We start from the raw sequence: 11,795 nt of genomic DNA on the forward strand, positions 1-11,795 counted from the left end.
TGAGGGTGACCCGCTTCGACGGACAGTTTTGCGGTTGGGTTTTACGTTGGGATGCGTCCTCCAGTCGGTGTTGCCTCGCGGGTTGTCCACGGGCGGGCGGCGGGTCGGCTATCACGACCACGACGCCGCCCGGCGGTGGGCAACCCGCGCCGCGGCGGATTTTGTGTTTTTTCATTTTGCTGCTCGAATTCCATCGGGGAGCAATAGCCCAGGCTGCTATGCAAGCGCCGGATGTTGTACCAGCCCTCGATGAAGCGGAAGATCGCACGCCGCGCCTGCGCTCGCGTGTCGAAGCGCTCACGCATGAGCAGCTCCGCCTCCAGCGTGCCGAAGAATGACTCGCACATCGCGTTGTCGTAGGCGTCGCCGGCCGTGCCCATCGAGGGCTGCACGCCCGCTTCGCGGCAGCGTTGTCCAAAGGCAATGGACGTGTATTGGCAGCCCTGATCGGAGTGATGGATGACGCCGTCGGGCCGGCGCTGCGCGAGCGCCATGTCCAGCGCACGCAGCATCAGCTCCGTGTACAGGTGATCTGACATTGCCCAGCCCACCACGCGCCGGCTGAATACGTCCAGCACAATGGCCAGATAGAGGAACCCTTCGCCGGTCGGCACATAGGTGGCGTCCGCCACCCACAGCACGTTCGTGGCCTCGGCACTGAAGTGCCGGCGCACCAGATCCGGAGCACGCCGTGCCCCCGCGCGTTGGCGCGTGGTGTGCGGCCAGCGCCGCCGGCTCGCACCATGCAGACCGGCCATGCGCATCAGGCGTGCGACCCGCTTGCGTCCTACGTGCACGCCTTCCCGACGCAACTGCGCATGGATACGGGGTGCCCCATACGTGCCGCGTGAACTCGCATGCAGCGCCCGGATCCGCACGAGCAGTTCGCCGTCAGCCAGGGTGCGTGCCGATGGTTCACGCGCCCGCCATGCATAAAAGCCGCTGGTGGAGACGCCCAGCAGCCTGGCCATCATCGCGATCGGCCAGCGGGCCTGGTTCGCTTTCATGAATCCGTATCCTTCGGCGATACGGCGCCCGTCTCGCGGGCGAACCAGGCTGCGGCGTGAGAGAGGATGTCGCGCTCCATCTTCAGTTGCCGGTTCTCACGACGCAACCGCGTGAGCTCCTGCCGCTCGGCAGTCGTCAGTCCGTCGTGGCGCACACCGGCGTCACGATCGGCCTGCACCACCCAGTTGATGATGGTTTGCGCGGTCGGCTCGAACTCGCGCGCAAGCTCTTCAGGTGTTCGCCCCGACTTCACCAGCTCGACCATCTGGGCCCGGAATTCCGCCGGGTACGGCTCGTGATGCTTGCCCATTTCGGCACCTCCTGCTCAAAAGCATAGGTGTCCGTTTTCGCGGGTCAACTTCAGCTGGTGCGCGAAAGCGTCAATCAGCCCGTGCAGGTGCTGTTTGATGACCTTCAGTGGCTGGACCGCGAAACCGAGGCGTTTCTCAATGCGCTCATCGAGCGCGTGCCCAACGCCAGGATATTGTTGCTGCTGAATTTCCGACCGGAGTATCGGCCGGGCTGGAGTCACAAGGGCGATTACACGCAGTTGCGTCTTGATCCTCTGGGGCAGGTCGAATCCGAAGCACTGCTCGTCACATTGTTGGGCGCAGACGGCGCGCTTGCGCATCTCAAGCGGTTGATTCTGGATAAAACCGACGGGAACCCGTTTTTCATTGAAGAGGTGGTCCAGACACTCGTCGAGGAGAAAGTCCTGCTAGGCGAGCCCGGTCGATACCGCATCGAGGCGGCACCCGACACAATCCAGATCCCGACCACCGTGAAGGGCGTGCTCGCTGCTCGCGTGGATCGCCTCGATCCTGCGGAGAAGGCACTCTTGCAGACGCTGGCCGTGATCGGAACTGAGTTTACGTGGAGCCTCGTGCGGCACGTCGCAGGGCAGGCGGAAGATCGCTTGCGCTATCTGCTGGCCAAGCTTCAGGCCAGCGATTTCATTTACGAGCGGCCAGCGTTTCCAGAAGTCGAGTACGCCTTCAAGCATTCGCTCACCCAAGAAGTGGCAGGCCAGGCGTTGCTGATTGAGCAGCGTAGCGCGCTGCACGAGCGAACCGCGCAAGCGATCGAGGTGCTGTACCGCCCGCAACTGGACAGCCATTGCAGCGATCTGGCACATCACTATAGCTTGAGCGGCAACCTTCCCAAGGCGGTGGAATATCTCCTCAGCGCCGGGAGCCAGGCCCTCGAGCGATCGGCACATCTGGAAGCCATTCCGCATTTGAATCGTGCGCTCGAACTACTCAAGCGGCTGCCCGATACGCCCGAGCGCGCGAGCCAGGAACTGGCGTTGCGCATTGCGCTCGGTCCGGCGTTGATTGCGGCGCAAGGTTACGCGTCCCCCGAGGTGCAAGGGACCTTTAGCCGGGCGCTTGCACTGTGCGAGCAGGGCGGAGAAACACGGCAGATATTTCAGGCGAAGTTGGGTTTGCGCACGTTTTATTCCATGCGTGCAGAGCATCAGACTGCCTACGAGCTGAGTGAAGGACTGCTCAGTCTGGCCGAGCGTGCACGGGATCCGGAGCTGCTAGGACAGGCCAGTTTCGTCCTGGGAGCCAGTTCGTTCCATCTGGGCGACCCTGTCAAAGCACGGGCCCATCTGGAGCGCGGGCTTGCCGCCATTGACCGTGAACACCATACCGCCACGAGCTTTCTACTTGGACAAGACCCAGTGGTGCACGGACTCGTCGCTGCGGCCCGGACCCTGTGGTACCTGGGCTATCCCGACCAGGCCGCCATGCGCGTCCAGGAAGCGCTGACGTTGGCACGCAAGCTGTCTAACTCCTATAGCATGGCGCTCGCCCTTGCCCTTGCCGCCGAAGTGCACCAGTGCCGACGTGAGGCGCAACTCGCAGGGGAGTTCGCGCAAGCGGCCATGGCGCTTTCGCGCGAGCAAGGGTTTCCATTCTGGTTGGCATGGGGAGACATCGTGCAGGGCTGGGCGCTGGCTGACCAGGGCGGCGCCGCGGCAGGCATCGAGCAGATCCACCGTGGCCTGAGCGCTTGCCAGGCCACGGGCGCGGAGCTGACACGCCCTTACCAGCTGGCGCTGCTCGCACAGGCATACATCAAAGCGGGGGAAGCGTCGGCGGCGCTGGAGACGCTGGCTGAAGCATTGACGATCGTAAATCGGACAGGTGAACGGTATTTTCTCGCTGAATTGCATCGGCTGAGGGGCGAACTGCTTTTGCAGCGCGCACGCGAGCACTCCACCGAGACTTCGTACTACCAGGGGGCAGAGGCTTGCTTTCTCGACGCCATGTCGATTGCAAGCAGGCAAGGTGCAAGGTCGCTCGAATTGCGCGCGGCGTCGAGTTTCGCACGGCTGCAAAGAGACCGGGGCCATGAGGAGCCTGCCCGGCAGAGACTTTCTGCGGTCTTGTTCGCCTTCGAGGAGGGCTTTGACACGGCTGACTGGCAAGAGGCCAAAGCACTTTTCGATGCGCTGGCGTAACAGAAAAATGTTGCCGGAACGTGCTCACCTCAGCGCCATGACGATGTCGACCCGCGCGATCTCCTCTTCGGAGCGTTGAATCTGCATACTGCGTGCCGATCGAGCGGCGCTCATTCGATCCGCTGCTCTGGCGAGTACATGTCCTCCACCACCGTCGTGAAGTCCCTCAGCTGACGGGCATCGGTCATTTAATCGCAATCTGCGCATAAACATTCGCGTTCCGAGTCTGGGTGCTATCAAAAAAGCACGCTGAAATGGAGTCATTCGTCTCAACGGAGACCACCATGGAACTCATGCTTGCTGACACGCTTCCCGCCACGCGCCACCCGTCGTTTCGTCTCTCGCCGCATCCGCATCATCATCGCATCGTCCACGTGAGCGCCGAGCGCGACGCGCTCGCCGCCTTCCTCGAAGACGCCCGCAACGTCGACGTCCAGAATCTCGAGTACGTGTCGTATATGCGCTACCACCTGGCCGACCTGCTCATCAAGCGCGTCGGCAACGCGTTCGCGCGAACCCTGGTCGACCTGGTCAAGGACCGCAATCACGGGGGTTTCACCATCGGCCTTCAGGGCCTCTCGCAGGACGATTCGGACTACGTCAAGTTTGGTACGGCGATCGGGCACATCCTTGGGCCGAGCAACCACGACTCGATGTCCGGCACTTACTACGCGCGCTTCGTGGTCAGGCATACCGACAATAGCGACTCCTATCTGCGTCAGGCCTATCGTCTGTTCACGATGCACACCGATGGTACGTTCGTCACCGAGGCGACCGACTGGCTGCTGATGATGAAGTTCGCCGAGCAGAACGCGATCGGCGGCGAGTCGCGCTTCCTGCACATCGATGACTGGGACGAGCGCGAGCGCTTCGTGAACCACAAGTTCGCCACGAGGCCGTTCCTGTACAAGGCGCCCGGCTCCAAGAACGTCAGCGACAGAGTTGAGCGCCCCGTCTTCTTTCAAAGCGAATTCGGTTTGTCGCTGTCGTTCATCGACCAGTTCGTGCAGCCCGCCAACCGGGAAGAGGCCGCCTGGCTGTATGAACTTTCGGCATCGATGGAAGCTTCGGCGGGCACGAAGGAAGTCGCCCTGCCGGCCGGGGATCTCGTCGTCCTGAACAACTATTTCTATGTCCACGGCCGCGCGCCGTTCGAACGCAACGAAGCGCTTTTCCGCGAATTGATGCGGCAGCGAGGCACGTTCGCACAATGACGGACCCATCGCCCGATCCGGGTGGCCAGTCTACGGACCCGAATCGGGCGATCAGCCTTTTGAAGAATCAGATTGTGGAGAGACAGATGGAAGATCACCTCGGCGCCGCAGACGTCCAGCCGGTCCCGCGTACCGTGCAGAAAAGCCAGGCCGCGTACGGCGTGAAGCAGGATGTCCCGGCACGGCTTCGCAAGATCCTGTCGTTGGCGGACTTCGAGGTGGCAGCGCGGGGCTTCCTTCCGCGCCCGCTGTTCGGCTACATTTCCGGCGCCGCCGAGGACGAACTGTCGCTCGCCGCGAACCGTACCGCATTCGAGCGCCTGAAATTCCGGCCGAAGGTGCTGGTCGACGTCGCACGCCGGTCGCAGGAAACGACGATCTTCGGCCGGCGCTACGCGTCGCCGTTTGGCATCGCCCCCATCGGGATCAGCGCGATCTCCGCGTATCGGGGCGATATCGCGCTGGCCCGGGCCGCGCAGGACGAAAACATTCCCGCGATCATGAGCGGCACTTCGTTGATCCCAATGGAGACTGTCCACGCGGCCGCGCCGGGCACCTGGTTTCAGGCCTATCTGCCCGGCGATGCCACCCGCCGCGATGCGCTGATCGACCGGATCAAGACCGCGGGCTTCGCAACCCTCGTTGTCACGGTCGACATTCCCGTATGGGCGAACCGCGAGAACAACGTTCGCACCGGCTTCTCGCTGCCGCTGCGTCCGTCGTTGCGTCTCGCGATGGACGGCCTCGTGCGGCCCCGCTGGCTCTGCGGCACGTTCCTGCGCACGTTGGTCAGGCACGGGATGCCGCACTTCGAGAACTCGTTCGCCGGGCGCGGCGCGCCGATGCTGTCCGCTTCGGCGATTCGCGACACCACCGGCCGCGACCACCTGTCGTGGGCGGACATCGCGCGGATCCGCGAGCGCTGGAGCGGCAACCTCGTGATCAAGGGCATCCTGCACGTCGACGACGCGCGGCGCGCAGCGTCCATCGGCGCGGACGGCATCATTGTTTCGAACCACGGCGGACGCCAGCTCGACGGCGCGGTCGAGCCCCTGCAAGTGCTGCCGGAGATCGCCGATGCCGTGGGCAACGATCTGGTCGTGATGATGGACAGCGGCGTGCGGCGCGGCGCGGATGTGCTGAAGGCGCTCGCGCTGGGCGCGCGTTTCGTGTTCGTCGGGCGTCCGTTCATGTATGCGGCGGCCGTCGGCGGCGCACCGGGCGTGCAGCACGCGATCGGCCTGTTGCGCGACGAAGTCGACCGGAACATGGCGATGCTCGGCACGCGCTCGGTCGACGAGATCACGCTCGACGCGCTCGCCTGAGGCACGCGGACCGCGCCGTTGCGCGGTCCGCCGATGTCCCAACAAAGCAAGCGATTGTCCCAGATAAGCAAGCGGGGATTGCGGGTACTCCGGATACTCGTGGGCATGGACCGAAGCCGGACGCGCGGCGCGAAAAAGGCGTTCAGGCCTCGTCGACGACCGCGCCTGCTGAATCGACAGCAGCCAATCCTCCCTGGAGACGCAACATGAATTTTCTCGACGGCCACCTCTTCCCCGAGAACCAGCAGCCCCTGATCGTCACGGCCGCGCCCTATGCCCCCGGCTGGTTGCCCAGCGACTTTCCGGAAGACATCCCGGTCACGATGGAAGCGCAGATCCAGAAGGCGGTGGACTGCTACAACGCGGGCGCGACGGTGCTGCACCTGCACGTGCGCGAGCTGGACGGCAAGGGCAGCAAGCGTCTGTCGAAGTTCAATGAACTGATCGCCGGGGTGCGCAAGGCGGTGCCGGAAATGATCATCCAGGTGGGCGGCTCGATCTCGTTCGCCCCCGAAAACGAGGGACAAGCTGCCAAGTGGCTGTCCGACGACACGCGCCACATGCTGGCCGATCTCGACCCCACGCCGGACCAGGTCACGGTAACGGTCAACACGTCGCAAATGAACGTGACCGATCAGGCGGAAGACGCGGACTTCAAGGGCACCTCGCGCGAGAACCCGACACTCTTCAATGCGTACAAGGAAATGACCGTGCCCGCGCAGCCGGGCTGGGTCGAGGAGCACGTCCGCCGCCTGACGGCCGCTGGCATCCAGAGTGCGTTCCAGTGCTACAACCTCAACAGCTTCGAGTCGGTGGAGCGTCTGATGCGCCGCGGCTTCTACAAGGGCCCGCTTGTGATGAACTGGGTGGCGATCGCCGGCGGCATGGATACGCCGAATGTCTACAGCCTTGGCAACTTCATCCGCGCGGTGCCTGACGGCGCGGTGGTCACGGTGGAGAGCAACGTGCGAAATGTTCTGCCGGTCAACATGATGGGCATTGCGATGGGCCTGCACGTGCGCTGCGGCACGGAAGACTGCCTGTGGAACCAGTCGCGCACCGAGAAGATGAGCACCGTGAAGCAGATCGAGCAACTCGTGCGCATCTCGCGCGAATTCGGCCGCGATATCGCAACCGCGAAGGAGGCGCGCGAGATCAGCAAGATCGGCGTGTTCTACGACACGGTAGAAGAGTCGCTGCACGCGAACGGCTTCGCACCGAACCGCAACGGCGGCACGCAGGGCTTCCTGCGCAAGACGGCCTGATCAGTTTGCCTGATCAATCGGCCAGTGCATACTCACCGACCGATTGCTTGCGCCAGTGCGAAACGCTGCAACCGAACGCTGCACGAAACCAGTGGCTGAAACTGCTGTGTGCGGAAAAGCCCAGCAGCACGGCGACCTCGCCGACCGGCAGGTCGCTCTCGAGCAGGTGCCGCATCGCCAGTTCAGAGCGCACCTGATTGAGCAGCGCCGAGAACGTCAGTCCTTCGTCGCTGAGGTGCCGGTGCAGCGTGCGGCGATCGATGCGCAGATGTCGCGCGACCAGTTGCGCCGTGCATCGTCCGCCGGGGAGCAGGGCCAGGATCACTTCCCGGCATGCTTCTCGGATGCCTTCATCCCGGCGCCGCAGCGCTGTCTCCAGATAGCCACGCACGAAATACGCGGCCCCTGGATCGTCGCGCGTGTGCGGCATCGACAGGTCCGCCGCCGCGCAGACGAGGCCGTTGAATGGCTGGTTGAACGTCGGATTGCGGCCGAAGAAGCTCCGGTAATACGCCATGTCGGCCGGCGGGCGGTGCGTGAAGCAAACCTGCTGCGGCCGCCATTGCGGACCGATCAGTTCGCGCAGGATGCGCATTTTCACGCCGACCGCGAGCTCCATCGCCTGGCGTGTGCCCAGCCCCGCTCTCGGCAGCAGCTCTTCCCGGATCACGACGACCTGGCCGGCGTCCTCGATGCGCGTGATCAGCGTGGCGCTCAGCAGCTTCTCGTAGTGGCACAAGGTATCGAGCGCCTGCCGCGGAGTGGGCTCGTCCTTCAGCACCAGCGAGATGGGCCCGAGGTTGGAGAGCGTACGCCGCGCCGCGAGCCGCAGCGCGAAATCCTCCACGCCGGTGTCGCGTGCGGTGGCCTCGAGCAGTTCGCGCACGGTATGGCTGGGGATGAGCGCCTCGGGGTTGTCTAGCACGCGTGCCGATAGGCCGACCGCCCGCAGAAACGCGTAGGGATCGCGCCCGAGCGACTCCACCAGTTCGATGTAGCCGTTCAGGCTGGCACTGCGTATCAGTTTGTCGACGTGTTGCATGGAGACGGGTGCACGTGTCGTGACGCCAGCCCGGAAAGACGAAGGGCGCCAGCGCGGTCATGCCGCGCGACGCCCGGGCGTGCGAGGCTATCAGAACGGCCGATCGCCCATGATGGTCGCGCGCTCCATGCGGCGCGGCGCCGGCCAGTAGTCGCTCACTGCGTAGTGCTGCGTCGCCATGTTGTCCCAGATCGCGACGCTGCCCGGTTCCCAGCGGAAGCGCACCTGATACTCGGGAATGGCCGCCTGGCTGATCAGGTAGTTCAGCAGCAGGCTCGCGCCCGGTGTCTTGTCCTGCCCGAAACGTACGTTCTTCGGCGTATGGTAGTTGATGAAGTGCGTCGAGAATGGGCCCACATACAGAATCTTCTCGCCCGTTTCCGGGTGCGTCCGAACCACCGGGTGATCGACCAGCGGGTACTTGCGCACCAGCTCTTCACGCTCCTCGGCCGTCATCACCGCGCCGAACGAATGCTCGATCCCGTGCTTGGCGCGCAAGCCTTCGATCTTGGCCTTGATGTCATCCGGCAGGTTCTTGTAGGCCTCCACCATGTTCACCCAGATGGTGTCGCCACCCACTTCCGGGCACGAAATGCAGCGCAGCACTGCACCCTTCGGCGGATTGGGCCGCCACGACGCATCGCTATGGTAGGTATTTTCGAAATGGTCCCGCTTCTCGCTCTTGTAGATCTCGATCAGGCCCGGGTAGCCCGGCACCGTGTTCGCCACAGGGTGGTCTTCCAGATCGCCGAAGCGGCTGGCGAACGCGACATGGTCGGCGCGCGTAATCTCCTGGTCGCGGAAAAACAGCACGGCGCGTGTGCAACCGGATTCGTCAATACCAGCCAGCACATTGGGGGTACTGTCTGTCAGAAAGCTCGCATCGTTCGTGGATGCGTTGCGAAGCCGGGACGACGACTTTATGATGCCAGGGTCAACTGGCTCTTTCATGGTGTCAACTTGTCCCCTTCAATGTCAGCGACGTTATCCAGGCAATCGCAGTTTTCGAAGCCACGTGAAGGTATGCATGACCTGCGCGTCATGCGTTACGGCTTCCTCTTGCTCGAGAATTTCTCGCTGATTGCGTTGAGTTCGGCCATCGACCCGCTTCGGATCGCCAACATGATCGTCGGGCGGCGTGTGTACGACTACACCCTGATCGGTCCGGGCAACGGCTTCGTTCCATCGAGCGACGGAATCCGGGTGGTCCCCGACGTGTCGATGTCGGACCGCGAGCCTTTCGACGTGGTGTTCGTCGTCGGGCCGAATCCCATTCCGAGAAAGGGGATTGGTTCAATCGTCGACTGGCTGCGCAGGCAGGCAGGGAAGGGCGCGGCGCTTGGCGGGCTCGACACCGGCAGCTACTTTCTGGCGCGTGCCGGATTGCTGAACGGATATCGCTGCACGATTCACTGGGAGGACCGGGACGTGTTGACGGAGCAGTTCCCGAAACTGACCGTGTCCGCACGACTCTTCGAAATCGACCGGGATCGCTATACCTGCAGCGGCGGGGTGGCGCCGCTCGATCTGATGGTGCATCTGCTGGCGAACCCGCCGGGTAGCCAGGCACTGGCGGCGCGTGTTCTCGAATTGCTGGTAGCGGAGCCGCGCAGCCGCGAATATCGTCAGCCGACTTCACTGCGTCAATATATCGGCGCGGAGCATGCCAAGCTGGACGAGGCACTGCAACTCATGGAAAGCAACGTCGAAGAGCCGCTTGCCGTGCCGGAAATTGCGTCCCATCTGCGTGTCTCGCAAAGGCAGCTCCAGCGCTGGTTTCTCGAGCGCCTGGGCAAGTCACCGGCTGAGGCGTACCTCGAGATTCGCCTTCTGCGGGCCCGGCAGCTTCTGTATCGCACGGCAACCTCGCTCGAGGAAGTGTGCGTGCGCACCGGCTTCACGTCCACGACCCACTTCTCCACGCGCTACAAGGCGCAATTCCAGATTTCCCCGATCGCCGACCGGCGTCGCTACCAGAACGCGCTGTAGTCCTTTTGGCCGGGCGGTCGGTTTACCCCCACCCGGTTCCTCTCCCGCGTGAGTCGAGTGACCCGCAGCGCGTGCGCCGCTGGGGCATAGGCACGCACGTGCGAACAAGCGGCGACGGGCTTCATGGTTAACCCGATTTGGCCAATTCAGAAATGACATTGTCCATTTTCGAAATTCTCCAATTTCCCGAACTTCTACCATCTGCTCACACCCACCACGCTTTTTACCCAGGAGCGAGCACATGAAGATGGAGAACCTGATTCGAATCGAGAATGGAGAGAAGGTGAAGCACACCTTTTCCGATGCGGAGTACGCCAACCGTCAAGGCAAGCTGCGCGAACTGATGGCCCGCGAAAACATCGACGCGGTGCTCTTCACGTCGTATCACAACATCAACTACTACGCGGACTTCCTCTACTGCTCGTTCGGCAGAAAGTACGGTCTCGTCGTCACGCCGGCCAAGGTCGTCTCCATCTCGGCCAACATCGATGGTGGCCAGCCGTGGCGTCGCACGGTTGGCGACTACAACGTGGTCTACACGGACTGGCAGCGCGACAACTTCTTCCGCGCCGTGCAGGGCGAGATCGACAACAAGGGACGTGTGGGTATCGAGTTCGATCACGTGCCGGTCGAAGTGCTGGCCAAGCTGAAGGCAGCCCTGCCGTCGGTCGAGTTCGTCGACATCGGCGCGCAGACGATGCGCATGCGGATGATCAAGTCCGACGAGGAAATCGCGCTGATCAGGCATGGTGCGAACGTGTGCGATATCGGCGGCGCGGCGCTCGCGGCGGCCGTGCACGAAGGCGTGCCCGAGCACGAGGTGGCGCTGGCCTCCACGCAGGCGATGGTGCGCGAAATCGCACGCCGCTTTCCCGATTCGGAACTGATGGACACGTGGACGTGGTTCCAGTCGGGCATCAATACGGATGGCGCGCACAATCCGGTCACGACGCGCAAGGTACAAAAGGGCGACATTCTCAGCCTGAACTGTTTCTCGATGATCGCGGGCTACTACACGGCGCTCGAGCGCACGATGTTCTTCGACCATTGCCCCGAAGAGCACCTTCGCCTCTGGAAGGTCAACGTTGAAGTGCATGAAGCCGGCCTGAAGCTGATCAAGCCGGGCGTGCGCTGCGGCGATATCGCGCTGGAACTCAACAAGATCTACGCGGAATACGGGCTGCTGCAGTACCGCACGTTCGGCTATGGCCACTCGTTCGGCGTGCTCTCGCATTACTATGGTCGCGAGGCGGGCCTCGAACTCCGTGAAGACATCGACACCATTCTGGAGCCCAACATGGTCGTCTCGATGGAGCCGATGATCATGCTGCCCGAGGGCCAGCCCGGCGCCGGTGGCTATCGTGAGCACGACATCCTCGTGGTTGGTGAAAAGGGCGCCACCAACATTACCGCATTCCCGTACGGTCCGGAACACAACATCATCAAGGCCTGATCCGGGTATCGCTGCCCCGCGGCGCATGC

General features: G+C 63.2%; 8 protein-coding genes and 1 pseudogene. 6 read left to right on the plus strand and 3 right to left on the minus strand.

The window, feature by feature from the left end; all coding sequences use genetic code 11:
- Positions 1-173: 173 nt before the first annotated feature.
- Positions 174-1,318: pseudogene (locus L5014_RS35595) on the minus strand (IS3 family transposase); the annotation flags it as partial.
- A gap of 27 nt (positions 1,319-1,345) precedes the next feature.
- Here L5014_RS35595 and L5014_RS35600 point away from each other — a divergent pair.
- The 4 genes from L5014_RS35600 to L5014_RS35615 all read left to right on the plus strand — a co-directional run bounded on the left by L5014_RS35600 (position 1,346) and on the right by L5014_RS35615 (position 7,282).
- Positions 1,346-3,478, plus strand: a complete 2,133-nt coding sequence (locus L5014_RS35600; RefSeq protein WP_238468572.1) for a hypothetical protein — start codon at positions 1,346-1,348, stop codon at positions 3,476-3,478.
- Between the two features lie 284 nt (positions 3,479-3,762).
- Positions 3,763-4,692 carry a glutarate dioxygenase GlaH gene (gene glaH, locus L5014_RS35605; protein WP_238468573.1) on the plus strand — a complete coding sequence of 310 codons (930 nt, stop codon included), beginning with the start codon at positions 3,763-3,765 and terminating at the stop codon, positions 4,690-4,692.
- A gap of 86 nt (positions 4,693-4,778) precedes the next feature.
- The gene (locus L5014_RS35610; protein ID WP_238468574.1) at positions 4,779-6,017 is read left to right on the plus strand and encodes an alpha-hydroxy acid oxidase; all 1,239 of its coding nucleotides are present in this window, start codon (positions 4,779-4,781) and stop codon (positions 6,015-6,017) included.
- A gap of 206 nt (positions 6,018-6,223) precedes the next feature.
- A complete protein-coding gene (locus L5014_RS35615) occupies positions 6,224-7,282 on the plus strand; it encodes a beta-keto acid cleavage family enzyme (RefSeq protein WP_238468575.1) in 1,059 nt (352 codons plus the stop codon).
- A 13-nt stretch (positions 7,283-7,295) separates the two neighbouring features.
- Here L5014_RS35615 and L5014_RS35620 read toward each other — a convergent pair whose 3' ends face one another.
- Both L5014_RS35620 and L5014_RS35625 read right to left on the minus strand, forming a co-directional pair.
- Complete coding sequence (locus tag L5014_RS35620) at positions 7,296-8,324, minus strand: AraC family transcriptional regulator (protein ID WP_238468576.1); 1,029 nt, start codon at positions 8,322-8,324, stop codon at positions 7,296-7,298.
- Positions 8,325-8,414: 90 nt separating this feature from the next.
- Positions 8,415-9,275, minus strand: a complete 861-nt coding sequence (locus L5014_RS35625) for a TauD/TfdA dioxygenase family protein (protein ID WP_238468577.1) — start codon at positions 9,273-9,275, stop codon at positions 8,415-8,417.
- A gap of 72 nt (positions 9,276-9,347) precedes the next feature.
- Here L5014_RS35625 and L5014_RS35630 point away from each other — a divergent pair, with 72 nt between their 5' ends.
- Entirely contained in the window at positions 9,348-10,313 is a 966-nt protein-coding gene (locus L5014_RS35630) for a GlxA family transcriptional regulator (protein ID WP_238468578.1), read from the plus strand.
- 241 nt (positions 10,314-10,554) lie between these two features.
- Positions 10,555-11,766, plus strand: a complete 1,212-nt coding sequence (locus L5014_RS35635) for a M24 family metallopeptidase (RefSeq protein ID WP_238468579.1) — start codon at positions 10,555-10,557, stop codon at positions 11,764-11,766.
- Positions 11,767-11,795 lie beyond the last annotated feature (29 nt).

Source organism: Paraburkholderia tagetis, from assembly GCF_022213065.1.
Classification (GTDB): Bacteria; Pseudomonadota; Gammaproteobacteria; order Burkholderiales; family Burkholderiaceae; genus Paraburkholderia; species Paraburkholderia tagetis.

Bases quoted from the DNA above. Each gene is read 5' to 3' on its own strand.
- glaH (WP_238468573.1), top strand. From the start codon at position 3,763: ATGGAACTCATGCTTGCTGACACGCTTCCCGCCACGCGCCACCCGTCG.
- L5014_RS35610 (WP_238468574.1), top strand. From the start codon at position 4,779: ATGGAAGATCACCTCGGCGCCGCAGACGTCCAGCCGGTCCCGCGTACC.
- L5014_RS35615 (WP_238468575.1), top strand. From the start codon at position 6,224: ATGAATTTTCTCGACGGCCACCTCTTCCCCGAGAACCAGCAGCCCCTG.
- L5014_RS35620 (WP_238468576.1), bottom strand. From the start codon at position 8,324: ATGCAACACGTCGACAAACTGATACGCAGTGCCAGCCTGAACGGCTAC.
- L5014_RS35625 (WP_238468577.1), bottom strand. From the start codon at position 9,275: ATGAAAGAGCCAGTTGACCCTGGCATCATAAAGTCGTCGTCCCGGCTT.
- L5014_RS35630 (WP_238468578.1), top strand. From the start codon at position 9,348: ATGCATGACCTGCGCGTCATGCGTTACGGCTTCCTCTTGCTCGAGAAT.
- L5014_RS35635 (WP_238468579.1), top strand. From the start codon at position 10,555: ATGAAGATGGAGAACCTGATTCGAATCGAGAATGGAGAGAAGGTGAAG.